At 56.9% G+C, this 22,584-nt stretch carries 23 protein-coding genes; 12 read left to right on the forward strand and 11 right to left on the reverse strand.

Annotated features, from left to right (window positions below; all coding sequences use genetic code 11):
* From ABWV23_RS21485 to ABWV23_RS21500, 4 genes are all read left to right on the forward strand, one after another.
* Nucleotides 1-735, forward strand: a 735-nt coding sequence (locus ABWV23_RS21485; RefSeq protein ID WP_353351599.1) for a restriction endonuclease subunit S, incomplete at its 5' end; no start/stop codon positions are given.
* Complete coding sequence (locus ABWV23_RS21490) at nucleotides 732-2,450, forward strand: DUF6119 family protein (protein WP_353351600.1); 1,719 nt, start codon at nucleotides 732-734, stop codon at nucleotides 2,448-2,450. The genes ABWV23_RS21485 and ABWV23_RS21490, both read left to right, overlap by 4 nt.
* Nucleotides 2,447-5,677, forward strand: a complete 3,231-nt coding sequence (locus ABWV23_RS21495; protein WP_353351602.1) for a type I restriction endonuclease subunit R — start codon at nucleotides 2,447-2,449, stop codon at nucleotides 5,675-5,677. The genes ABWV23_RS21490 and ABWV23_RS21495 overlap by 4 nt, the downstream gene beginning before the upstream one ends.
* A complete protein-coding gene (locus ABWV23_RS21500; RefSeq protein ID WP_353351604.1) occupies nucleotides 5,674-6,390 on the forward strand; it encodes a M48 family metallopeptidase in 717 nt (238 codons plus the stop codon). Before ABWV23_RS21495 ends, ABWV23_RS21500 begins: the two co-directional genes overlap by 4 nt.
* Nucleotides 6,391-6,421: 31 nt before the next feature.
* Here the strand turns inward: ABWV23_RS21500 and brnA are convergent, their stop codons facing one another.
* The 4 genes from brnA to ABWV23_RS21520 all read right to left on the reverse strand — a co-directional run bounded on the left by brnA (nucleotide 6,422) and on the right by ABWV23_RS21520 (nucleotide 7,938).
* Nucleotides 6,422-6,637: a type II toxin-antitoxin system BrnA family antitoxin gene (gene brnA, locus ABWV23_RS21505; RefSeq protein ID WP_353351606.1), complete on the reverse strand. Its 216-nt coding sequence runs from the start codon at nucleotides 6,635-6,637 to the stop codon at nucleotides 6,422-6,424.
* Nucleotides 6,624-6,887 (reverse strand): BrnT family toxin, encoded by a 264-nt coding sequence (locus tag ABWV23_RS21510; RefSeq protein ID WP_353351608.1) that lies wholly within the window; start codon nucleotides 6,885-6,887, stop codon nucleotides 6,624-6,626. Before ABWV23_RS21510 ends, brnA begins: the two co-directional genes overlap by 14 nt.
* 164 nt (nucleotides 6,888-7,051) lie before the next feature.
* Nucleotides 7,052-7,303: a WGR domain-containing protein gene (locus ABWV23_RS21515; protein WP_066009070.1), complete on the reverse strand. Its 252-nt coding sequence runs from the start codon at nucleotides 7,301-7,303 to the stop codon at nucleotides 7,052-7,054.
* A 5-nt stretch (nucleotides 7,304-7,308) separates the two neighbouring features.
* Nucleotides 7,309-7,938: a tyrosine-type recombinase/integrase gene (locus tag ABWV23_RS21520; protein WP_353351611.1), complete on the reverse strand. Its 630-nt coding sequence runs from the start codon at nucleotides 7,936-7,938 to the stop codon at nucleotides 7,309-7,311.
* Nucleotides 7,939-8,185: 247 nt separating this feature from the next.
* Between ABWV23_RS21520 and ABWV23_RS21525 the strand changes: the two genes are divergently transcribed.
* Both ABWV23_RS21525 and ABWV23_RS21530 read left to right on the forward strand, forming a co-directional pair.
* Nucleotides 8,186-8,875, forward strand: a complete 690-nt coding sequence (locus ABWV23_RS21525; protein WP_139274604.1) for a hypothetical protein — start codon at nucleotides 8,186-8,188, stop codon at nucleotides 8,873-8,875.
* Nucleotides 8,856-9,950 carry an ImmA/IrrE family metallo-endopeptidase gene (locus tag ABWV23_RS21530; RefSeq protein ID WP_353351613.1) on the forward strand — a complete coding sequence of 365 codons (1,095 nt, stop codon included), beginning with the start codon at nucleotides 8,856-8,858 and terminating at the stop codon, nucleotides 9,948-9,950. The genes ABWV23_RS21525 and ABWV23_RS21530 overlap by 20 nt, the downstream gene beginning before the upstream one ends.
* Before the next feature lie 269 nt (nucleotides 9,951-10,219).
* Here ABWV23_RS21530 and ABWV23_RS21535 read toward each other — a convergent pair whose 3' ends face one another.
* The 5 genes from ABWV23_RS21535 to ABWV23_RS21555 form a co-directional block, all read right to left on the reverse strand.
* Nucleotides 10,220-10,888, reverse strand: coding sequence for a ParA family protein (locus ABWV23_RS21535; RefSeq protein WP_093039350.1), 669 nt, complete (start codon nucleotides 10,886-10,888; stop codon nucleotides 10,220-10,222).
* A 111-nt stretch (nucleotides 10,889-10,999) separates the two neighbouring features.
* On the reverse strand, nucleotides 11,000-12,034 hold the full coding sequence (locus ABWV23_RS21540) for a replication initiator protein A (RefSeq protein WP_353351616.1): 1,035 nt from the start codon (nucleotides 12,032-12,034) through the stop codon (nucleotides 11,000-11,002).
* Nucleotides 12,035-12,259: 225 nt separating this feature from the next.
* On the reverse strand, nucleotides 12,260-12,808 hold the full coding sequence (locus ABWV23_RS21545; protein WP_353351618.1) for a hypothetical protein: 549 nt from the start codon (nucleotides 12,806-12,808) through the stop codon (nucleotides 12,260-12,262).
* 18 nt (nucleotides 12,809-12,826) lie between these two features.
* Nucleotides 12,827-14,419 (reverse strand): type IV secretory system conjugative DNA transfer family protein, encoded by a 1,593-nt coding sequence (locus ABWV23_RS21550; protein ID WP_353351636.1) that lies wholly within the window; start codon nucleotides 14,417-14,419, stop codon nucleotides 12,827-12,829.
* An 80-nt stretch (nucleotides 14,420-14,499) separates the two neighbouring features.
* The gene (locus ABWV23_RS21555) at nucleotides 14,500-14,811 is read right to left on the reverse strand and encodes a mobilization protein (RefSeq protein WP_353351620.1); all 312 of its coding nucleotides are present in this window, start codon (nucleotides 14,809-14,811) and stop codon (nucleotides 14,500-14,502) included.
* Nucleotides 14,812-15,430: 619 nt separating this feature from the next.
* On the opposite strand from ABWV23_RS21555, the gene mobQ reads away from it, so the two are divergent.
* Complete coding sequence (gene mobQ, locus ABWV23_RS21560; RefSeq protein ID WP_353351622.1) at nucleotides 15,431-16,774, forward strand: MobQ family relaxase; 1,344 nt, start codon at nucleotides 15,431-15,433, stop codon at nucleotides 16,772-16,774.
* Here the strand turns inward: mobQ and ABWV23_RS21565 are convergent.
* Both ABWV23_RS21565 and ABWV23_RS21570 read right to left on the reverse strand, forming a co-directional pair.
* On the reverse strand, nucleotides 16,764-17,102 hold the full coding sequence (locus ABWV23_RS21565) for a hypothetical protein (protein ID WP_353351624.1): 339 nt from the start codon (nucleotides 17,100-17,102) through the stop codon (nucleotides 16,764-16,766). The genes mobQ and ABWV23_RS21565 overlap by 11 nt on opposite strands.
* A 173-nt stretch (nucleotides 17,103-17,275) precedes the next feature.
* Nucleotides 17,276-17,812, reverse strand: coding sequence for a hypothetical protein (locus ABWV23_RS21570; RefSeq protein WP_038068524.1), 537 nt, complete (start codon nucleotides 17,810-17,812; stop codon nucleotides 17,276-17,278).
* A gap of 484 nt (nucleotides 17,813-18,296) precedes the next feature.
* On the opposite strand from ABWV23_RS21570, the gene ABWV23_RS21575 reads away from it, so the two are divergent.
* The 5 genes from ABWV23_RS21575 to ABWV23_RS21595 all read left to right on the forward strand — a co-directional run.
* Nucleotides 18,297-19,181 carry an ArdC family protein gene (locus ABWV23_RS21575; RefSeq protein ID WP_353351626.1) on the forward strand — a complete coding sequence of 295 codons (885 nt, stop codon included), beginning with the start codon at nucleotides 18,297-18,299 and terminating at the stop codon, nucleotides 19,179-19,181.
* A gap of 294 nt (nucleotides 19,182-19,475) precedes the next feature.
* On the forward strand, nucleotides 19,476-20,153 hold the full coding sequence (locus tag ABWV23_RS21580; RefSeq protein ID WP_353351628.1) for a restriction endonuclease subunit S: 678 nt from the start codon (nucleotides 19,476-19,478) through the stop codon (nucleotides 20,151-20,153).
* A 7-nt stretch (nucleotides 20,154-20,160) separates the two neighbouring features.
* Nucleotides 20,161-20,466: a hypothetical protein gene (locus tag ABWV23_RS21585; RefSeq protein ID WP_353351630.1), complete on the forward strand. Its 306-nt coding sequence runs from the start codon at nucleotides 20,161-20,163 to the stop codon at nucleotides 20,464-20,466.
* 59 nt (nucleotides 20,467-20,525) lie between these two features.
* Complete coding sequence (locus tag ABWV23_RS21590) at nucleotides 20,526-22,046, forward strand: type I restriction-modification system subunit M (protein ID WP_353351632.1); 1,521 nt, start codon at nucleotides 20,526-20,528, stop codon at nucleotides 22,044-22,046.
* Nucleotides 22,039-22,584: restriction endonuclease subunit S domain-containing protein (locus ABWV23_RS21595; RefSeq protein WP_353351634.1), on the forward strand; the 546-nt coding region annotated here is incomplete at its 3' end. The genes ABWV23_RS21590 and ABWV23_RS21595, both read left to right, overlap by 8 nt.

Genomic DNA, 22,584 nt, shown 5'->3' on the forward strand with positions numbered 1-22,584 from the left:
CTTCCGCCGCTGCCAGAACAACGGAAGATCGCCGCGATCTTGCGGACCTGGGACGAGGCTCTCGAAAAGCTTACCGCACTGCGGGCGGTGAAGGCGAAGAGGCTGGACGGGGTAGTGCAGCGTTTCTTCGAAGCTGAATACGCTGCACACAACAGGCAGATGCGGGCGAAAGAGTTGTTTGAGACCGTATCTGAGCGAGGTCGCCCTGACTTGCCTTTGCTTGCAGTCATGCAAGACATTGGGATTGTCCGTCGCGATGAGTTGGGACGGCGCGTTGCCATGCCGGACGGTGACACATCGACTTACAAGGTTGTCCGCCCCGAAGACTTTGTGATCAGCCTTCGCTCTTTCGAAGGTGGTCTAGAATATTCCAAGATCACTGGTTTGGTCAGTCCAGCCTATACTGTCTTGCGCCCGACAACACGGATCGTCGGAGACTACTATCGGCACTTTTTCAAGTCGCGCAGTTTTATCGGACGCCTCGACAAGCTCATCTTCGGCATCCGCGACGGCAAACAGATCGCCTTTCGCGATTTTGGGGACATGTATATTCCCGCGCCGCCCTTGGATGAGCAGTCCACTCAGGCGCACGCTATCGGCGTGCTGGAAGATGATTTGGCCCTGGAAGACAAGCGCATCGAAGTTCTGAGCAAACAGAAGCGCGCCCTGATGCAGAAGCTCCTGACGGGCGAATGGCGTGTCGGTGTCTCGGACGACGAAGAGGCGGCGGCATGACTGAGAAAACGAAAATGCGCACGCTAAACGTCCGGCTCCTACGGAAAGGACGTATGCCTGAAGACGCCTTCACCGAGACATTTGCACCAGACGCTGATCGAGCACTTGAAGAACGGCCGTGGGGTGCGGGCGAAGGAGCGCGGCTGTTCATCGGACAGATTTACTCTAATCCGCCTGGCTGGCGTGATCTGTTGCAGCAAGTCAGCCCCGATTTGCCCGAAGGCATCTTCACAGGCGGTGCAGGCGCGGTTGTCTTTTTACCCGTCGGGGATCGCATTGCCGCCATGTGTTTTGGTCATGCTCATATCGCATTGAACGATCACGCTTTCGAGCGTCAGTTCGGCTTGCGGGTCACGCTCAACAGCGTTCCGAGAGACAAGCTTCGATCCATTGATCTGGCAACACCAGATGCCGTCACGTTTCAGAAACGTGTGCAGGCGAGCAAGGACAGCGATGTCCAGGCTTTTGGCATTGATATGCTTCGCGATCTTGCCCGCGTCGCGGGTGGTACGCCGCGCAAACCTGCCTTTGCCAGTTTCGTTGCCGGTAAGGACAGCCTGTCGATCACGTGCCGAGTGGAGCCGGACAAGTTCCATGAGAAGTGCGCTGAGATCATCTCGGAGTACACCAAAACGACCTATCAAAAAGAGTTCGCATGGGTCGATAACATGCGAAGAGTCGAAGAGAAGGACACAATCGAGAAGCTCGACGCGAGTATCGAAAAGGCGATCAAGGACTTAAAGGCGGGCAATGCCAGCGATCTACACATGACGCCCCCAGAAATCGTAAATTACACTGAGGGATCTCTGCTACACTACAACGGTTTTGGGAGCCACGGCACAAATTTCCACAGCCTTTCTATCAAGGACTATATCGCAGAGTTGAAGCGCTGCGCCTTCAAAGGCGGAATCTCCGAAATCAAGGAGAAGCACCGCGTGAAGGCGAAGGCTGATGACCAAGGCGAGTTTTCTGAGAAGTGGCGTGTATATGATTGCTTTGTTTATGAAACAACGCTCGGCACAGGTGCGAGCCAAGACTACTATGTCCTCTTCGCCGGTGATTGGTACAAAGTCGAAAAATCGTTCAAGAACCGTATCGAAGCCGCCTTCAACGCGATTGAGCGGGTTACCATTGTTGGCAGGACAACCTGCCGCAACGAGGAAGAACTGATTGACCAACTTGAGGCCAGTCGCGACGACCTGGTCAAGCTGGATCGTACTAAGATCAACCCGCAAAACGTGCGATATGCAAATATCGAACCTTGCGACTTCTTTTCGGACAAGAAGGATTTCATCCACTTGAAAGATGGGTCCTCTTCAGGACCGATCAGTCATCTCTGGTCCCAAGGAGTTGTCAGTGCGGATGCCTTTATCTCTGACAAAGAGTTCAGGAAAAAGCTTCGCGCCAAGGTAAAGTCTGTTAAGGCTGGTTTCGAGGTCCACCTTCCTATGAGCACCGATAAGGTGGTTCGAGAGGACTACCGTGTCGTCTATGGCATCATGAGACCCCCTTATGCAGACGGGACTCTCGGTTTGCCGTTCTTCAGTAAGGTAAGTTTCCAAGCTGCTGTCGAGCGTCTCGCACAGTTCGGCATTCCTGTCGCAATCGAGCTTATTGAAAAGCCTGCTTCAGATTCTGACGATGGCGATGGCGATGGCGATGGCGGAAATGATGTCCCCGAAGTCACCGACGATGTGATTGAGGAGGCAGCATGAATCAGCATTATGCACCTCAAGGTTTCAACCCCGCCGAAAAGTACCAATCCCAGATACCTGCAATACAGACGCTGGTGGCGCTTGGCTTCCAGCCCTTGTCACAGGGCCAGGTCGATCAGCTGCGGGGGAAACCCCGCAACGTGATCCTCGACGACATCGTTGTGGAGCAGATGCTGAAGCTCAACAGCTACAGCTATCGGGGCAAGAGCTATGCGTTCGATCTGGAGGATGCGCATGAGGCGCTGCGCCGCCTCAAGCCGACCCCTGACAAGCTCAAGGGCCTGAAGGGCACGAACCAAGACATCTATGATCTCTTGGTTCTGGGCACGACGATCTCCAAGGCCATCGAGGGCGACAGCAAGAGCTATTCCTTCAAGTACATTGATTGGGAGACGCCCGAGAATAACGTCTTCCATGTCACGGCGGAGATGAGTGTCGAACGGACAGCCAGCACCGCGACACGGCGCTGCGATATTGTCTGTTTCGTGAACGGCATCCCATTCATCGTGATCGAAAACAAGCGCCCCACGGAGTCGCTTAAGAAGGCCGACAGCCAGCTGATCGGGTATCAGAACGAGGACAACATCCCGCAGCTTTTCCACTATGCGCAGTTGCTCATGAGCGTGAAACGGCAGGAAGCCCGCTATGCCACCGTGGGCACGCCACGCAAGTTCTGGCAAATCTGGCGCGATGAAGAGGATCAGGACGCGGATATCTCCACTGCGATCAATCAGCCTTTGACGGCAGAGGAAAAGAGCGCTGTTTTCTCCGGCGACCTTGCCGACGCGCGCGTCTTCTTCGAGGAGTTGGCAGCGGGAGGGGAAAGGTCGATAAGTGAACAGGATCGCGCCATCTACGCGATGTGCCGGCCGGAGCGCCTCCTCGATCTCGTGCGCCGTTTCACGGTCTTCGATGGAGGGGTGCGCAAGATAGCTCGCCATCAGCAATTCTTCAGCATCAGAATAGCTCTTGCTCGCTTGAAAGGTTTCGACCTGGAAGGTCGCCGCAAAGGCGGGGTGATCTGGCACACGCAAGGCTCAGGGAAGAGCCTGACGATGGTGATGCTTGCGCGCGCGCTTGCTCTTGATAAGGACGTAAAGAACCCCCGCATTCTGATCGTGACGGATCGTGATGATCTCGACAAACAAATTAAGGGTACGTTCAAGTCTTGTGACCTTGAACCCGTGCGAGCCGCCACGGGCGCAAACCTGATCGAGCTGATCAAGAACCGCACACCCCTGGTCACGACGATCATCAACAAGTTCGATACCGCCATGAATGCGGGCGACTTCAAGGACGACAGCGCCGACATCTTCGTTCTCGTCGATGAAAGCCACCGCAGCCAGACAGGCCGCTATGGCGGTCACGGCAAGTTCGCCCTGAAGATGCGTCGCATCCTACCGAACGCCTGTTATCTCGGCTTCACCGGCACGCCGCTTCTGAAGAAGGACAAGAACACCCTCGATACGTTCGGGGGGTTGATCCACAAATATACGATTGATCAGGCGGTGAAGGACGAAGCGGTCGTCCCTTTGCTCTATGAAGGGCGCTTGGTCGAGCAACAGGTGAGTGGCGATGTCGTCGATACTTGGTTCGACAAGATCAGTGAGGGGCTGACGGAGAAGCAGAAAGCCGATCTAAAACGAAAGTTCTCGCGCATGGATGCCTTGTCACAGACGAGTCAAGCCATCCGCGCCAAGGCGTTCGATATTTCAGAGCACTACCGCCAGTATTGGCAGGGCACGGGTTTCAAGGCGCAACTGGTGGCACCCTCAAAGGCCGCTGCCGTGCGCTTCAAGGATATTCTCGATGAGATAGGCCATGTGACGAGCGAGATCATTATCTCCGCTCCTGACGATAAGGAAGGGAACGAGGAAGTCGATCAGGAATCCAAGGACTTGGTGCACAAGTTCTGGGCCAAGATGATGGCCAAGCACAAAACCGAGGACGAGTATAACCGGCAGGTCATCGACGCCTTCAAGGGCTCAGGCGATCCCGAAATCCTAATTGTCGTTTCTAAGCTTCTGACCGGCTTTGACGCCCCACGAAACACCGTGCTCTACGTTTGCAAACCGTTGCGTGAGCACAATCTTCTTCAAGCCATTGCCCGCGTGAATCGTCTCTATGAAGACGACGACAAGGAAAAGCAGTTCGGCTTCATTGTCGATTACGAGGGGCTTCTTGGAGAGCTCGACGCAGCACTTACGACCTACAGCGCTTTCGAAGGTTTCGACGGTGATGATGTCGCAGGATCATTGCATGACATTCGGGAGGAAATTCGCAGGCTGCCGCAGCTGCATGACCAGCTGTGGGATATCTTCAAGGAGGTTCGCAACAAGAAGGACATGGAACAGTTCGAGCAGCTCTTGGCTGACGACGCTAAGCGAGCAGACTTCTATTCTCGGCTGAAGGACTATGGCCGCTGCCTGCACATCTCACTTTCCTCAGAGAAGCTTTATGACGTGTTTGACGAGGCGGCGGTTTCCACCTTTACGAAGGATTGGAAAGCCTTCTCCGAGCTGAAGCGCTCAGTCCAGCTGCGCTATCAGGAAACCGTCGATGTGAAAGAGTTCGAGCCCAAGATTCAGAAACTGCTCGACGATCATGTCACGGCGAAGCCTGCGGAAGTGATCATTGACTTAGTGAATATCAACGATCCTGATGCGTTAAATGCTGTGATCGAAGAAGAGGGCAAAACTGCCGCCTCCAAGGCGGATCGCATTGCAAGCGCCACCAAGCGCACGATCACAGAAAAGATGGAGCAAGACCCCTCCTTCTACAGGCAGTTCTCCGAGATGCTCGCTGAGACGATCCGCGACTATCGCGAGAAACGGATTTCGGAGAAAGATTACCTTAAGACAGTCGTGGACTTGGCAGCTCGCGTTGCACGTCGAGATCATGGCCGTGACATGCCCGAAAGCATCAAGGGAGACACGGACGCTCAGGCTGTATTTGGCGTTCTTGAACCGATCCTGAAGGAGATCAACGGCGGTGTTGAGGATACTGTGACAGCCGATGTCGCGCAGTCGATCATCGGGATCGTCAAGGATCACCACATTGTTGATGTCTGGTCGAACGAGATGGCGCAGAACAACATGCGCAACGCTATCGACGACTATTTCTTCGATGTCGTGCGCGACGAGAAGGGTATCGACATTCCCCTCGACCTTCTCGACGACATCGAGCTGCGGATCATGGATATCGCGCGGGCGAGGTTCCCCGGATGAGTGCCGAGGTTCTTGAGGCTAGCTTCGGCAGCGAGACGATCCGTTTTTCTGTCGTGAGGCGGGTTCGCAAGACCCTGTCCATAAGCGTCTTGCCCGACCAGCAGGTCGAGGTTGTCGCGCCCGAGGACGCGAGCTCTGAACGTATTATCGAGAAGGTGCGCAAACGCGCGCCGTGGATATGCAAGCAGCTGCGCTACTATGATCAGTTCCAGCCGAAAACGCCAGAACGCCGGTATATCGGCGGCGAGACCCACCTGTACTTGGGGCGGCAGTATAAACTCAAGGTGATCCCCGGCATACAAAGCTCCGTCAAGATGCAGCGCGGTCAGCTGATGGTTTGGAGCACGAAGCCAGGTCGAGCCGCCCACACCCGTGAGCTTGTTCGAGACTGGATGTTGCAGCGGGCCAAGATCAAATTTGCCGAACGTCTGGATGTCTGTCGAGGACGCTTTTCCGACCCTGAGAAGGTCGTCCCAAACGGCCTCATCATTCGCGAGCTGAGCTATCGCTGGGGCTCGATGACAGGCCGGAAAAATCTAGTCCTCAACCGCGCTCTGATCAGGGCCTCGACGGAGGCCATCGACTATGTGATCACGCATGAGCTGTGCCATATCGAGCACCCCCATCATGGCCCCGCCTTCTTTGACCTCTTGAAGCGCGTCATGCCGGATTGGGAGGCTCGGAAACTCAAGCTCGAACGACAACTCGCGTAGCTGTTCCAGAACCGGTTAAATCTCGATCAATTTACTCTAGCCGCTCCGCGATCCACATCTTGATCAGCGCCTGACGGGTGATACCCAGCTTCTGGGCTTGCCGGTCCAAACCGGCAACCACCCAGGTTGGGAAATCCACGTTTACCCGCTTGGCCTCAACATTGAGGCGGCGCGCCTTTGTCCAATCGACATGGGCGGACATGTCTTCGCCCGCGTCGAAGCGTTTGTCGAATTCAGTCGCCTTCATAGTGGTCAATCTCCTGCTTGCGAGCGCGGCGCACGGAGATGAGCCGCACCCGGTCGCTCCGGTATGTGTAGACAGCCGTCCAGTGTCTGGCCCCGATCATGCCAACCGCCAGAAAGCGTGGCTCGTCCGTGACGTTGGCAGGGGCCTCGATCAGATAAGGATCCTCCCAGAGGGCCTGAGCCTCATCAAAGTCGATCCCGTGCTTTTCACGGTTCGCGGCGCTTTTGTCGGGGTCATACTCGAACTTCATTAAGGGCAATATATGCTGAAAATGGTATAATTACTATACTTTTCAGCCGCACTACAATGAGGAGATTTACTCAGCAAAAAAGCAGCAACGCCGCCCGCATGTCCTAAGGACATGCGGGCGGCGTTGCTGGCCAGTCAAGAGGCTTGTGCGAGTCCGTCACGCTATCATCTGAACATCGCCAGCTGCTGAGGCTCCACCCAATAGCCCCGTTGACGCTTGGAGGCTTCCAGTGTGACCAGAGCCGCAACGGCCTGGTTCTCGTCCTCGAACCAATCCATCCGAACCTGACCGCCCTGCCCAATGCGGCCCCATTCGCGGTACAGCGTCCATTCGCCGAACAGGTTCGGCATAACCGCCATCCGGTAGAACCGGGCCATTTTCTGCGCAGGCTGGCGTTTTTCAAGATAGGTCTGCATGGCCGTCACAGGTGATACTTGCGCGCAATTTCGAGGGCTTCGGCCTGTTCGGTACCGATGTATTCTTTGGTGCTTTCAATACTGGCATGGCCGAGCAGCAGTTGGGCCGCGCGTAGGTTGCCGGTTTGCTGGTAAATATGGGTCGGGAAGGTCCGGCGCAGCGAATGCAGGCCGTAGAGGCTGGGATCGAGGCGGGCCTTTTCCAGCCAGGAGCGGAACAGCCGCCAAAGCTGGCTTTCACTGAGATGGGTCTGGGACCACCGTGCCCCCTGCCCCGTGAACAGCCAGCCGTGCAGCGGCTTTTCAGAGGCGGTGAGATAAGCACGCAGACTGTCGCGCGTGTTTGAAGAAAGCCGCGCCTGCACCGGGCGCGCGTTCCGCGTCTCGGTTTTCTTCTGCCGGATTTCCACAATCTCGCGCACGCCTGCCGGGGTTGCCACATCCGCCACCCGCAACCGCACCAGATCGGAGCCCCGGAAGCTGGTGTCGAGGGCAACGTTGAATAGCGCCAGATCGCGCAAGGCGCGCTCTTGGCGCAGGATCAGCCGGATCAGTGCCACCTGGTCAGGCGTGAGGGGTGGCTTCTTGCCCACAACACGGCCCTTGTTCCAGGCGGTCTTGGAGGTGGCTGACATGGGTAAATCCTTACAAGCTTTTGAGTTATTATGGCCTAAAACCTTGCATGAAGAAAGGTTATGATTTCTGGATGTGCCGTTTTTCCTTTGTTTTATTGGGATTACGGTTGGCGCTGTCATGCGAGCTTTTAACCAAAAGCTTGCATGACTGTAGCCTGACATGTTTCTGCGGAAATTCAATGACCACTTGACTTCATTTCCGATTTTCAACATACTGGTATGTATGAAATCGGAAATGGAGGGCCTTATGGCTGAACCTATCAAAATAGGCGGTAAGGCATCCTCGAAGCCCGACTGCATCATCTACAGTACACCAGCATCACGCAACGCAAAGCTCAAAGAATTGACCATCGCAGAGGAGTTGCTCGTAGATGCGCTGCAACGTGGTGTAGCTGAAAAGCTGACCGCTGAGATATTCGACCCAGCGACTGCTGGCGGGTACGATCTCTATCGCTATACGACGCGATATGTGCGGAAAGGTCTGTATGAAGCAGGTTGGGAACTGAGCGACAGCAACAATATTGCTCTGGTCAGGGACCCAGCTGAAGGAACCGTCATAATTGTTTGTAGCGGCGACCATCAAACTGGGCAGCTAGTCGGCGATCAACCAAAGACTAAGCGCTCTAAAGGCGATCTTTTCCTAGAGGTAAGTGAAATCGTCGCCACTGATCTCTTTGGAGATGATGAGGTCAAGACGCGTCACGTTGCATTGCCCGATGCAAAGGTCTGGTTGCTTCTTCATTATCATGTTGTGGATCGTGGCCAGCAAATCTTGAGGGCAGAGCTATCCAGGCCGCTCGAAGCGAATGATGGGATGATTACACAATGGAGTGAGCGCGTTATTCTGCACGTCCCGCTTCCTGATGCCATGGCCGATGACGAGTCGGCGAACGATGAGGGACCGGTCATCACTCCTGATGTTGAAATTAGGTTTTGAGATGAATGGGAAAAGGCTGGCCATTGCAAGGCAACGGAAAGGATATAGCAGACCAGAACTCGCCGAAAGGCTGGGAGTTACTCCACGAACAATAGGTGGGTGGGAATCTGGTGCTGTTATACCAGAGGATAGAATCCCTTCGTTAGTTCAAATTCTTGGGTTTTCGCGCTCTTTTTTAGAGTTGCCCGATCCTGCAAGTGTATCAACCGGGGCGGTCAGTTTCCGTTCACTGAGCCGCAAAACGGCAAGTCAACGCGATGCTGCCCTTTCGATGTGCGACCTTGCAGTTGACCTTTCGGCTTGGCTTGATCCTCGATTTGGGCGCAACAGCGTTAACGTTCCGGACCTCTCCTCAGAGGAACCTGATTTCGCTGCTGACCTACTCCGTCGTGATTGGGGCCTAGGCACAGCGCCTATCTCGAATCTTGTTCACCTGTTGGAAGCAAAGGGGGTCCGACTTTTTGCACTTCCAGAAAACTGTCGAGAAATTGATGCATGTTCTTTTTGGTATGATGATATCCCATTCATGCTGGTAGACACGACAAGATCAGCTGAACGGATCAGGTTTAACTTGGCACATGAACTTGGCCACTTGATCCTCCATCGCCATGGCGCTCCCGTTGGTCAAGTTGCTGAGAAAGAAGCAAATGTTTTTGCCTCGAATTTTCTTATGACAATAGGCAGTATCCAGAGGCACCTCCCAAGGGAGATGACGATTGACGCAATTATCCGACTTAAATCTAGATGGGGAGTTTCTGCAGCTGCTCTCGCGTACCGTCTAAACAAGATCGGATATCTGAGGGACTGGAACTATAAGTCTATGGTTATTGAGATGAGACGACGCAGATACCACGAAGTAGAGCCGTCGCCAATTCCACATGAACAATCATATGTTTTGGATATCGTCCTCAAGACTTTGCTCAATAAGGGCATCAGCCTGAGATTGGTTGCCGAGGAAACGCATATACCCCACGCGGAGGTAGTGGGGCTTATGCATGGTCTAGCAACAGTGGCAATTTCCAGCCATGATATTGCTTCACCTAACGAGCGGAGAGCGACTCTTCGCGTTGTTTGAATCAGTCAATGTGGGAGCTCTTGTAGAGATCCCACATTTTTTCTACTAGTTGCCCCTGCGTGACGCCAAGGCGTTCGGCCTCAGTGGCAATTGCCTCTCCTACTTCAGGGAAAACTTTCGGATGCAATTGGTACGTCCTAGGGCTCGGTTTGCGCCCTGGTTTTTTGCGAGGTGTCCTGTCTAGGAACCCCCTCGCCTCTCCAACCTCATCCACACGCCTGACCTCTTCAACAGTCGTATCCTTCGGGCGCGCCTTGAGCCCTGCGAGTCTATTTGAGCCGCTCATAAACAGCCTCCGCGAATGCTTGGGCGTTGATCAACGCCTTATCCACTTTACCGCCTGTCATCATCTCAGGGTCATTCATCATCGCGGTCAAATCGCCGCCATAGGCAAACAGTTCCGAGAATGCCGCGCGTGCTACCAAGGATGGCTCAATCACGTCGATCCCTGCTCCTCTGAGCTGTTCTTCCAACTCCTTTTGGACGCGGCTTTTGACTGCGGCGCTGGTTTTTGTCAAAACCACGGCGTGTCGGATCGAACGTCCGAGCGCCTCTTCTTCCTCTCGCACCAATGCCAGCGCCTCGGAACCGATCTCTGCGTCGAGGGCGGTCGGCTGCATCGGAACAATAACCAAGTCGGCTTGTGAAATCGCACGGCTGACCAACTGTGATGCGACGCCTTCCAGGTCCACAATGACGATCTTACCATCGCCATCAGCACTCCGAATAGTGGGAACGATCTCTGAACGGCCGATCTCGCTCTTGAGGGTCACACCAGCTGGCAATCCATGCGAAGCCCATCTGGTTAGAGATTTGTTCGGGTCGCAGTCCAACACTGTGACATCCGCTTTCATGCGAGCAAACTCAGACGCCAGAAGTACGGCGCATGTGGATTTACCTACCCCTCCTTTGGGGCTTGCCATGACGATGACGGGCATTGCTCGATCCTGCCAGTTTTATGTTACCGGTTTTATATCCTTTACCGGTAAAAATTCCAATACCTGATTTAAATCCAAAACCGGTTTTATTTCTGGCACCGGTTTTCAATCTTAAGGTCTACCACGCTTTTCGAACCACTTCCGGCAAAACCCCACAAAGGCTCGATCAGCGTTGCGAGGAGGCTCTACGCACCAGCTGCGCCACTCCTGTTCAAGAAAACGTACATCCCATCCAGGAGCAGCATGCCGCGCTTCTTCGTAGGTATCAGCCTGCAAAGGTGGAATGCTGCCCTCTACGAGCGAGGTAGGTGACATCGTGCCACGATTGGTGAAAACCACCATGTCGGCTTCATCCTCGAAGGTGACGTGGTAGTCCGGCAAGTGGTCATGCTCTACAAGCTGCCGGATCATCTGCCGGAAGCGCTTCTGAGGGCTTTGAGAACCAGTCTTGAGAAGCAGTTTAGCCAGTGTGATGCGCCAGTATTTCTGTTGGCCACAGTGTTTACGAGCAATTTCGTACACCCGCCGTTCAATGGGCTTACGCAGACGAAAGTAGTCCCTATGCAGAGTCAGAACTTCTTCGTTACGGATCGCGTTGAAGACCCAATCCGACAGCTTCACCTGACACCAGAGCAGGCGACCATCGAGACCATGCTTGCGGCGGATTGAGGAAGCGTCGATCAGGCCGAATCCATCGACCTGTTCTTCGTCACCGGTCACAATGTTCGTCCTGATACGGGTTCCTTCAAGACGGTCCAGGGCATCGAGAAGGGACTGATACTCCCGGCCACTGGTACCGCGATTTGTGAAGATAAGCAGCTCTCTGGAATTGATCCGAACACGGGGCGAAACCGGAAGGCCTTCCTTCAGTTTCGCCATGATCTGACTGATGCAGTAGATCAAAATATCTTTGTCGTAGATCGTTGCGAGACCCTTCACACTAGGCGTGATCTGCAGCCACTTATTGCCATTCTCGTATCGCTTGACCGTTGTTTCCGGCTTCTTCGAAAGCGAGTAGAACGGATGCTCCATATGTTGCATCACGTCCTTCAAAACAGCGTCAGCGACATCGCAGATGAAGAGATCATGCTGCGGGTGGCGATCCGGAAGGAGCGGGGCGAGAGCGTTCGTGTTATCAGTTACCATGGTTCCACATTCGTGGTTTTAGTTACCACAGTCAAGATTCGTGTTATCAGTTACCGAAAGCAGGATTTCAGTTACCAAGATTCGTGTTATCAGTTACCAACTGATAGGAAAAGTTAATAAAATTCAAAAGACTACGTGTAATCTGTTCACCCGTAACACAAATTCTAACACATATATAACACCCAGCCTGATAGACTGAGACGATCACCGACAGAGCTTCACTCATTACCGCTGGTAGAACACGCAGGCATCGACACCTGTGGTTGTCGTGGTCCAGGAAGCCCCAAGGACAGCGCATGTGGACGCGTTGCTGGCCAAGAAACGAGGAAGCGTCACCGTCAGCACCAGGGCCACAACCAATGCACCCAGACCAAACCAGGGCAGGCGGCTTTTGAGGCGATCCGCCTTCTGTTCCCGTTCGAACACCGCTCGATAGGCTGTGGATCTGTCATCTTCCGATTTGGCCAAGGCCCCGATGGTCTTGTCCGTCTGGACGCCAAGGCGTCTGACAATCTCTGTCATCGCATCTGCCGTTGCGCCTAGGTGGCTGTCGAGGGTCTGGCCCAGAAGATCCCCGTATTTTTTCGGATTGGTTTGGTCCCGTGCGGCGAAAGCCGCGATCCGTGCTTCTGTCGCGACCTTGATCTGCTTGTCCGCCACAGCGGTCAGATCGTCGATCCTGTCGGACATACTGGCGACAGCCGTTGCCATGAGATCAAGCGTTTCGCGCAGATCATCGTCGGAGAGGGCAGGGAGGTCGGGTTGGTCTGGCATCGGGAGGCGTCCTTGAGGTTACTGGTCCTGCGGGACAAACAGTCCCTTGAACTCGGGATCGGCGTAATAGCGCAGCTTTTCCGCGACAGCGGTGGCTTGACCCTGCACGCGCAGGAGCTGGTTTTCCGGGCGGAGCTGCATGATTTCATCTGGGGTGAGCAGATCGCGGCCCGTGAGGTTGTTGCTGAAGCTGGGGCCGTCACCGGGTTTGAAGCTGTCAGTTTGGAACCCAGCAGTTTCCTGGCCGATCATCTGGCTCAGCCACTTCGCGGTTTCAAAATCATTCACCCCGAAGACCTGTTGCACCCCGGCATTGGCAATGAACGTCCCCGCGCGCTCGCCGTAGAGGTCCTTGAGCTGGCTCATGTCCTGCAGGATCGGCCAGAGTTGCAACCCATAGCCCGCCATCAGCCCCATGGCGCGCTCCACGGCCTCCAGACGGCCCAGAGAGGCAAACTCGTCCAACAGGAACAGCGTGGGCGTCTTGAGGCGCTGTGTGCTCCCCTGAGCGCCTGCGGGGCCGCTCTGGGGCCTCACGGACGCCTCAGCGTCCCGTGCAATGTCCTGAAGGGCCTGAGACACCAGAAGGCGCAGCCAGCGGCTGTAGGCGTCCATCCGGTTCGGGGGCAGCACCAGAAACACCGAAGCGATCCGGTGGCGCAGATCGGAGAAATGGAAATCCGACCGCGACAGCACTTTGGCAATGCGCGGGCTGTCCAAAAAATGGGTGTGGCGCTGTGCATTCGACAGCACCGAGGCGGCTTCGCGATCCGCCTTGCCCAGAAACCGGTTGGCGGCGCGGGCAATCAGCCCGCCCGCCGCATCGCTGTCCTGCATCAGCTCCAGCAGCGCCCGCAGCTTTTCCGGGGGCAGGGTGAGATATTCCCGGACGGTGGCAAGTGTGCGGCGGTCACGGTCCTCGTGGCAGACGCAGAACATGATCAGCCCGCCGAGGATGGCCTTGGCCTCCTCGTTCCAGTGCGCTTCCGTCACCTGTCCCGGCGGGTCCATGACCAGAGCCTCTGTCAGGGAGGCCGCATCCTCGCCCAGATCAAGGCTGTTCGGTGCCAGCCGGTCGAGAGGGTTATAGGCGGCAGAGGGCATCCCGGAGACCTCAAACGGATCGAGGACGTGGACCGTTCCGAACCGCCGCCGGGCTTCCCCGGCGATCCGGGCATTCTCGCCCTTGGGGTCGATGACCAGGACCGACCGTACCGCCGCCAGCAGGTTCGGGATAACGGTGCCGACGCCTTTCCCGGCCCGTGTCGGGGCGAGGGTGATCAGATGGGCCGGACCGTCATAGCGCAGCAGCTGTCCGGTGTGCGGGTTGCGCCCGATCAGAAGGCCGTCTTCCCGCTGGAGTTTCTTCAGCTCCTTGCGGTTGGCGAAGCGGGCGGAGCCGTGGCTGTCGCCGGTCAGCCCGAAGAAGGCATCGGCTCCGGATGCCATGCGCCAGTATTGGAACCCAAAGACAGCACCCACAAGAATGCACGGCCCGAAGACCAGCCACTGCCATGCGCTTTCGCCGGGCGGTTGGTCAAAGAAGGCGAAGACGAACGGCGTGGCCACGAGTGCCCCGATCATGACACCGAACAGGACAGCGCCGATCATCCAGCCCAACAGGATGGGCGCGAAGATCAACCGACCGAAGAACCGGAACAGCCCTCCGAAGACGCGCATCACGCCCCGCATCAGGACGGCGTTTCCGGATCAGAGCTGGACGAGGCTGGGGAGGGCGTTCCCCAGTCCGCGAAGGCCTTGCGGTCCTGTTCGCGGGGCAGGTTGCGGATCAGCCGGTCGAGCATGGCGGCAGCACCAGAATCCCGTTCCGCCAGGTCCATGAGCGCACCGCCCAGGATCACCTTGCGCCGCGTGTCGAGTTTGCGCTGTCTGGTGCTTTCCCGGTTCTTCAGCGCTTGGAGCCGGGCCTTGGCCTGGGCATATCGTTTCTCGGCGCGCTCAAGTTCTGTTTCTGCCAAATCTCTACCCTCGCCACCAAACATTCTTGTGGTTGAAGTTGTTCTTGCCAGATCAACCGATAGCGCTTACCCGTAGGCCTGTAAAGGACAAGGGCGCACTTATGCAAACTCTTCACCTATGGTTCCGAGATTTGCGTGCGATCTCTCTGGGGCCACGCCCCGACCGATGGTCATCCCCTTCGATCCGTTCCGTATCGACATGGAAGGGCGCGCCGCCCCTTCCAAACCATCCCAGCCCAACCTCAGCGGTTGGATCGCGTCCCGCAATGTCGCGCCAGCGTCTCGCCCGATGCCCCACGGTGGGGGCCGGTCTGCCGCTGGCGTCTTCCTTACGGGAGGTTCGTATCGTCGGACCTGTCGGTGCCGATACGAACCGGGTTTGCCCCCGGCAAACCGCCAGTGATCTGTCTCCATATCCCGCCCCCCATGAGGCTGGGGATCTGGGGGCAGATCACTGGCAAGCCCGCGCGTCGGAGAGCCGTTGGCTCGCCTCAAGCGGGCTGTCTTTTCCTCTCGCACCGCGCCGGTTTGGGGCGCGATCCTGCGAAGAAAAGACGGCTGATCCGATTGCCAATGTCAGGGCATCGGCACGGATCAGCTCCGGCGCGTGGGCGCGTTCGCATCACAGGCGAGGGGAGGGCGCATGGCCAGCTACCACCTCTCCGTGAAGACGATCAAACGCAGCGCCGGGCGCTCTGCCACGGCAGCCGCGGCCTACCGTGTCGGGGAGCGCATCGAGTGCCAGCGCGAAGGCCGCGTCCATGATTACACCCGCAAGCAGGGCATCGAGGAGACCTTCATCCTGACCCCGAAAGACGCGCCGGACTGGGCCTCGGACCGGTCCCGCCTCTGGAACGAGGCCGAGGCCAGCGAGACCCGTCGCAACTCCGTCACCGCACGCGAATGGGAGCTGGCCCTACCCTCCGAGATCAGCGCCGAGGACCGGTCGCAGATCACCCGCGACTTTGCTCAGGAACTGGTCAGCCGCTACGGTGTGGCCGTCGATGTGGCGATCCATGCGCCGCACCGCGAGGGTGATCAGCGCAACCACCACGCCCATGTTCTGACTTCCACCCGCAAGCTGGAAGCCGGGGGCTTCACAGCCAAGACGCGCGTGCTCGATTCCGCGAAGACCGGCGGCGTCGAGATCGAGCAGATGCGCAGCCTCTGGGCCGAGTTGCAGAACCGCGCGCTGGAGCGTGTTGGGGAGGTTGAGCGCGTCGATCACCGGTCGCTTGAGAAGCAGCGTGAGACGGCGCTGGATCGTGGCGACAAGCTGTCTGCCGAGGAGCTGGACCGCGACCCCGAGCTGAAGTTGGGGCCAGCGGCCAATTCGATGGAGCGGCGGGCAAAAGCTGTTGCCGAGCGTCAGGGCCGGGAATACATCCCTGTCACCGAGCGCGGGACCGTGGTCCATGCCGCTCGCCAGGCGCGCGCCGCTTTCCGCGAAATGCGTGAGCGGCTGGATATCGCGCGGGAGACTTACGGCATCGAGCGCGAGGCCGGGCAGGGTCGCGTCTCTGCCGGTTTGGCCGCACTCAGGGCCGCGACCGCGAAAGAACGCGACGGGCGCACGTCGGACGATATCCGGGAGCGGTTGTCGCAGGTCGTGGGCCGGTCGCGGGACCGGGACGACACGCCGAAGCCGGAAGGTCGCAATTACGCGCGCGAGCGTCTGAAAGAGATCATGGAGAAGGACGCCGGGCGCGATGGTCAGGCAGCGGTTCACAAGTTGGACGGGTTCAGCGAAAATAACCTTGGCGAGGATGCCGCGAGACCGTTACGGACCTCAGCCCAGCGTCAAAGGCAGGACCGTTCTGAGGACATCGGGCGCGAGGATCGCAAGCCTTCCGTGAACGAGCGTCTGAAGGATGTGCTGAACAAGCCGCGTGAGAAGCTGGAGATCGAGGACGAGCGCGAACAGGAAAAGGATCAGGAGGTCGAGAAGGATCGGGACATCGACCGCGATCCAGGACTCAGTCACTGACGAGACGATGAGAAGTCGTTTCCCCGTTTTTCATAGGAATGCTCGCCTGTGCGAACCCAATGCCGACGAGGAACGATATAACTCCAGTTGCCGTCTTGAACTCGCGCACCCTGATCGCATTTTGCGTCACGCGCGTTCTGGCAGTGACGAGGATTTTCTCCTGACCGTCGTTTCCGACCGTTCGCATGATCCACATGCCGTACCAGCTTGGTCCCTTGCGTTCAGGATCGGCTTTGCACAGCACTTCGACTGTGTGTCCTTCCTCGACAAGCGCCCGAAGGCCTTGTTCGGTGGTCACGTTTAGTTCGAGGTCAGTCGTCTGGTTCATCGCATACACTGAGAAAAGGAGGGATAGTCTCTTTGTGGCGGAATCCAGTAAGGCGTTCAATAGTATATTATTGGAAAGGCGTGCATTTTGAGAACGTTTCCGGCTGCGACGATGGCGGGTGTGTCATTCCGTTCGATTGAAAGACCAAGCCGATCATGTCAGAAATTACGGGATCAGTTAGCGCCGGGTATGTTTGCCCATGATAGCCGGAGATTGTTGCCCACTCTTTTGGGCAAGTTGGCCCGCTTCACGAGACGTCCCGAAACTTCAAAGTTGTCGTCTATCTTCACAATGAGCAATTTGCTGAAGTGCCTGTCGAGACGCACACTGGTTTTTTCTTTGCTGTTGATCGGCGAGATTGTTTTGATTTCAACGAAGTCGTTTCCCAATCTACCATCGGAGCCTTGGGCATGGTTCTTGTGAAGTTTGATTCCATACATGATCGCACCAAAAAGTTCACCTATGTCGCCGTAAACGTTGAGGTGCTGTCCAGTGTCACAGAAATAGGCCTCTGCAAGCGTCAGAAGGTCCTGAAAGTATGGAACCAAAGTTGGATCAGCGTTCGGATATTTGAGGCGCAGTTCGGCCTCGCGCTCAAGTTCAGCGAGGCGGCTGAATTTGGTTTCTTCTGGATCGATAATGCTATCCCAGCCAAGCCATTCGCCATCAATCCAAAATGCGTTGTCTGGCCCCAGTACATTGGCTGTCATATGAAACTCCTGTTCAGGGTCAGTACCCAAAGACTTTGAAAATATTATGACCGCCCTTCGCTTCGATTCCAGCCAATAAAGTCAATATAACTCGGTGATCCCGGCGTGCGCCGGTCTCGCTTTGAACGATAGACAGGGCAGGGGATCGACAGGCTGACGCCTGCTCAGCCCAACCCTGGCAGTTTCCAAATCCTGTTGATCCGCCTGCCATCCTGTCAGGTCCGAGAAAACCGGCAAGCGCCGCCGCTGGCGTCGGTTCCGGTCGAGAATTCCGGTTCCTCCCACGCGCAGTCGCGCGGTTCCCTCCCAAATTCACGCCCTCCACCCGGTTGTCACGGCCCCGCCAGGCCGCAGGACGGGCTTTGCCCTTACCTGCTCTGCCCTTCGGAATGCATGGGCATTCCAAAGATCAGAACAGGGAAGGCCCGCCCATTGGCGGAAAGGGGAGCAGACCCGGACCGCGTCACGCGAAGGAGGGTCACAAATGACCGCAGAGAAGTTTGACGTTTATTCCCATGTCACCAATCAGATCATCGCGCAGATCGAGGCGGGAACGCCGCCCTGGCGCAAGCCGTGGACCGGCGGCGGGGCATCGGTCAGCTTGCCGGAACGGTTCAACGGTGAAGCCTATCGGGGCATCAATATCCTGATGCTTTGGGCCACGGCGATGGCCAAGGATTACAGCTCAGCCCGCTGGATGACGTTCAATCAGGCCAAGCAGCTTGGAGGCCATGTCCGGAAGGGAGAGAAATCCGCAACTGTCGTGAAGTATGGCACCGTCGAGCGCGAGGACGAAAACGGCGAGGAACGCCAGATCTCCTATGCCAAGGCCTACCGCGTGTTCAACGCCGACCAGATCGAGGGCTTGCCCGCTGAATTCTATATCTTGCCCGATCCGCCCCGTGATCTTGGCACCGAGGCCGACCCCGAGCTGGAGGCGTTCTTTGCCGCGAGTGGCGCGCAGATCGACAGCACCGAGGAGCCGCGCGCCTACTACAACATCAAGACCGACCGCATCCACATGCCGCCGATCGCGACCTTTCACAGGGCCGCAGGGTATTACGGCACCTTGGCGCATGAGCTGACCCACTGGACAGGGGCGACAAAGCGGCTGGACCGTTTGGGCCGGTTCAACGACCGCAAGGCCTACGCCTTCGAGGAGCTGGTCGCGGAAATCGGAAACTGCATGCTGTGCGCGCAGATCGGGGTGGAGCCTGATTTCGATCAGAGCGCGGCCTATGTCGAAGGATGGCTTGAGGCGATGAAGGAAGACAGCCGCGCGATATTCCGCGCCGCGTCCGAGGCGCAGAAGGCCGTCGATTACATCATGGCCCACACGGCGCAGGCCGACAGGATAGCCGCCGAGTAGCAGTCCGCACCGCCAGAAATGATCGAGGCCCCCGTCAGCAGGCGGGGGCCTTTTTGCGTTGTGGTGTGATCCTGGGTGTGGGCGGTTTCAGGGTGACCTGTCGGCGGGCAGCCTGAAGGCCACCCGCCGACAGGCCCGGCGCTTCGCGCGGATGGGCATGAAATGCCCGGAGGGCCGTTTGGGGATGTAGGGTGATGAGCTAAGCAGTTTCAGTGCGGCCTGTAACACCAAAAATTGCAGTAGACACACCTACGCACAAATTTCTTGATATCAGCGCCTTGATGTCCTATTTGTATGAGCATGAGCTACAGTATAAAAAATATCACCTTGGGCGAAGCGTGCGAAATTCGAGCGGGCTATGCTGCCAGAACCGCCCTCACAGAGGACGCCGAGAAGGGTGTCCCTGCTATCCAACTCCGTGACCTTCAAGGTGAGCGGGTCAGTCTAAGCGTGGCAGGGAAATATGCCTTGGATGGCAAGCTCGACCGTTACCTGGTTGAGCATGGCGATGTCCTGTTCCGCTCTCGCGGAGACAACAACACAGCCAGCATTGCCATAGGAGGTGCAGGTGAAGCAGCGGTCGCGTTGCTGCCAGTGATGGTGATCCGCCCGAGCGGAGACGATCTCCTCCCAGAATACGTCGCGTGGTCGATCAATCAGCATGAAGCGCAACGGCACTTAGACTTGGGTGCGCGCGGGACGAAGCTTCGGATGATCCCGAAGGAGTGCCTTGAAACGCTACCGCTGCACATACCGAGTCTGGCCGTGCAGCGGATGATCACAGAGCTCGATGCCCTGTCCGCGACAGAAACGCGCCTTCTGCACGAACTAGCTGATACGAAAAGAAAATTCACGAGATTCGCCCTGCTTCAACAGGTGCGAAACGCTCAGCTTCACGGCAATGAAGCTGAGCATAACGGTGCCCACCGCTCCTCGAAAAGCTCGGGCAAATCGCAACGGACAAACTCATGAGGTGAACATGTCCATCAACATTGGAAGTTACCACGCCGAAGGTCCTTTCGGCAATGAAAACAACTTGCAGGCGCGCTCCGGCGTCTACGTGATCCTTGGACGGCATAGCATGGCGTCCACTTGGAACGTGGTCGATGTCGGAGAGTCGCAAAACATTCGGGAACGGGTGTCGAACCATAACCGCGCGCTGTGTTGGCGCGGGCAGGGACACGCAGAGCTGTCTGTCGCCGCAATCTATGCCGACGCACAAAACAGGATGCTGATCGAGCGCCATTTGCGCACGCAGTTCAACCCGCCCTGTGGATTGATTTGAGAAGAAATTTGGGGCGGGCACATGTCCCGCCCCACAATGAGACGCAAAAGGATTTGGAAATGAACGATAAACTGACACAGGCGGAAGTGAACAACGCAGCATGGGCTGCCTGCGATACCTTCCGGGGGGCGGTCGATCCCGCGCAATACAAGGACTACATCTTGGTTATGTTGTTCCTGAAGTACATCACGGACAACTGGAACGATCACTTCGAGACCTACCGCAAGCAGTATGGTGACGATGATGTCCGAATCCGCCGCCGCATGGAGCGCGAGCGCTTCTACCTGCCCGAAGGCGCGAGCTTCTATGACCTCTACGAGCAGCGCAACGAGCCAAATATCGGCGAGCTGATCAACATCGCCCTCGAAGACATCGAAGACAAGAACCGCTCCAAGCTTGAAGGTGTGTTTCGCAACATCGACTTCAACTCGGAGTCGAACCTTGGCCGCACCAAGGATCGCAACCGCCGCCTGAAAAACCTCCTCGAAGACTTCAACAAGCCTGCCCTCGACCTGCGCCCGTCGCGGGTGAAGGAAGACATCATCGGTGAAACCTACATCTACCTGATCTCTCGCTTTGCCTCGGATGCAGGCAAGAAGGCAGGAGAGTTTTTTACACCGGCTCCGGTCTCTGGCTTGCTGGCAAAGCTGGCCGCACCGAAGGAAGGCAACACAATCTGCGACCCTGCCTGCGGTTCCGGCTCGCTTCTGATCAAGGCAGCGGAGGCTGTCGGCTCCGGCAACTTCGCGCTCTACGGGCAGGAGGTGAACGGGGCGACCTGGGCCTTGGCGCGGATGAACATGTTCCTGCACGCCAAGGACGCCGCGCGCATCGAATGGTGTGACACTCTGAACAGCCCTGCGCTGATCGAGGGCGATCACCTTCAGAAATTCGATGTCGTTGTCGCCAACCCGCCGTTCTCGCTCGATAAGTGGGGCGCGGATGGCGCGGACACAGATCAGTACAACCGCTATTGGCGGGGCATTCCGCCCAAGTCCAAGGGCGATTATGCCTTCATCACGCACATGATCGAGATCGCCAAGCGCCAGTCAGGGCGCGTGGCGGTGATCGTTCCGCATGGCGTTCTGTTCCGGGGCGGGGCAGAGGGCAAAATCCGCCAACAGCTGATCGAAGAGAACCTCCTCGACGCCGTTGTCGGGCTGCCTGCGAACCTTTTCACCACCACGGGCATCCCCGTTGCCATTCTGATCTTTGACCGCTCGCGCGAAGAAGGCGGTGCGAACGCAGATCGCAAGGATGTGCTCTTCATCGACGCAAGCAAGGAGTTCACGCCTGGCAAAGCCCAGAACGTGATGGAGGAAGAAACCCACATCAAGAAGGTGCTCGACACCTACAGCGCCCGCGCCGAGATCGAGAAGTACTCCCACCTTGCCAGCACCGATGAGATCGCCGAGAACAGCTATAACCTCAACATCCCGCGCTACGTGGACACCTTCGAGCCGGAGGAAGAGATCGACGTTGCCGCCGTGCAGGCGGATATCGTTCGGATCGAGAGCGAGCTTGCGGACGTGCGCGCGAAGATGTCGGGCTATCTGAAGGAGCTCGGGATTGATGCGTGAGGAAGTGCAAGAGCTTGCAGCGGAGGCTGCGATATCGTCTCCAAGTGAGCGCCCCCGCCCACTGTCGCCCCTCAATCCGGGAGACGTTCCCAAGGATTGGGAGGTGCGGAAAATTGGTTCGGTTTCTCACAAAGTCACCAACGGTTTTGTAGGGTCATCAATCCCACACCAAGTTTCAGAGCCAGGGATAACTTACCTACAAGGTTTCAATATCCGTCCATCTAGGATCGAACTAACTAAGCGCACCTACGTTACAGCTGAGTTTCATCAGGCAAACGCAAAATCGCGGCTAAAAGCAGGTGATATTCTCGTCGTCCAATCAGGGCACATAGGAACGGTTGCTCGGGTTCCAGATGATTTTGGCGAGGCCAACTGCCACGCACTGATCATCGTAGACGTGGACCGTAAACGTGTTGAACCCGACTATGCTGTAGAGCACTTCAACAGCTGGATCGGACAGGCCCGGCTGCGCGGTTTGCATGTCGGCTCGTCCATGTTGCACATCAACACGTCTGAGCTTGCTGATTATCGAATCCCT

This window comes from Aquicoccus sp. SU-CL01552 (assembly GCF_040365005.1).
GTDB lineage: Bacteria > Pseudomonadota > Alphaproteobacteria > Rhodobacterales > Rhodobacteraceae > Antarcticimicrobium.

Coding starts and splice junctions, on each gene's coding strand:
- ABWV23_RS21515 (WP_066009070.1), bottom strand. CDS start 7,303: ATGCAGACCTATCTTGAAAAACGCCAGCCTGCGCAGAAAATGGCCCGG.
- ABWV23_RS21545 (WP_353351618.1), bottom strand. CDS start 12,808: ATGCCAGACCAACCCGACCTCCCTGCCCTCTCCGACGATGATCTGCGC.
- ABWV23_RS21585 (WP_353351630.1), top strand. CDS start 20,161: ATGTCCATCAACATTGGAAGTTACCACGCCGAAGGTCCTTTCGGCAAT.
- ABWV23_RS21555 (WP_353351620.1), bottom strand. CDS start 14,811: ATGTTTGGTGGCGAGGGTAGAGATTTGGCAGAAACAGAACTTGAGCGC.
- ABWV23_RS21510 (WP_353351608.1), bottom strand. CDS start 6,887: ATGAAGTTCGAGTATGACCCCGACAAAAGCGCCGCGAACCGTGAAAAG.
- ABWV23_RS21590 (WP_353351632.1), top strand. CDS start 20,526: ATGAACGATAAACTGACACAGGCGGAAGTGAACAACGCAGCATGGGCT.
- mobQ (WP_353351622.1), top strand. CDS start 15,431: ATGGCCAGCTACCACCTCTCCGTGAAGACGATCAAACGCAGCGCCGGG.
- ABWV23_RS21525 (WP_139274604.1), top strand. CDS start 8,186: ATGGCTGAACCTATCAAAATAGGCGGTAAGGCATCCTCGAAGCCCGAC.
- ABWV23_RS21530 (WP_353351613.1), top strand. CDS start 8,856: ATGTTGAAATTAGGTTTTGAGATGAATGGGAAAAGGCTGGCCATTGCA.
- ABWV23_RS21550 (WP_353351636.1), bottom strand. CDS start 14,419: ATGATCGGCGCTGTCCTGTTCGGTGTCATGATCGGGGCACTCGTGGCC.
- ABWV23_RS21565 (WP_353351624.1), bottom strand. CDS start 17,102: ATGAACCAGACGACTGACCTCGAACTAAACGTGACCACCGAACAAGGC.
- ABWV23_RS21580 (WP_353351628.1), top strand. CDS start 19,476: ATGAGCATGAGCTACAGTATAAAAAATATCACCTTGGGCGAAGCGTGC.
- ABWV23_RS21540 (WP_353351616.1), bottom strand. CDS start 12,034: ATGGTAACTGATAACACGAACGCTCTCGCCCCGCTCCTTCCGGATCGC.
- ABWV23_RS21495 (WP_353351602.1), top strand. CDS start 2,447: ATGAATCAGCATTATGCACCTCAAGGTTTCAACCCCGCCGAAAAGTAC.
- ABWV23_RS21575 (WP_353351626.1), top strand. CDS start 18,297: ATGACCGCAGAGAAGTTTGACGTTTATTCCCATGTCACCAATCAGATC.
- ABWV23_RS21520 (WP_353351611.1), bottom strand. CDS start 7,938: ATGTCAGCCACCTCCAAGACCGCCTGGAACAAGGGCCGTGTTGTGGGC.
- ABWV23_RS21500 (WP_353351604.1), top strand. CDS start 5,674: ATGAGTGCCGAGGTTCTTGAGGCTAGCTTCGGCAGCGAGACGATCCGT.
- ABWV23_RS21570 (WP_038068524.1), bottom strand. CDS start 17,812: ATGACAGCCAATGTACTGGGGCCAGACAACGCATTTTGGATTGATGGC.
- ABWV23_RS21535 (WP_093039350.1), bottom strand. CDS start 10,888: ATGCCCGTCATCGTCATGGCAAGCCCCAAAGGAGGGGTAGGTAAATCC.
- brnA (WP_353351606.1), bottom strand. CDS start 6,637: ATGAAGGCGACTGAATTCGACAAACGCTTCGACGCGGGCGAAGACATG.
- ABWV23_RS21490 (WP_353351600.1), top strand. CDS start 732: ATGACTGAGAAAACGAAAATGCGCACGCTAAACGTCCGGCTCCTACGG.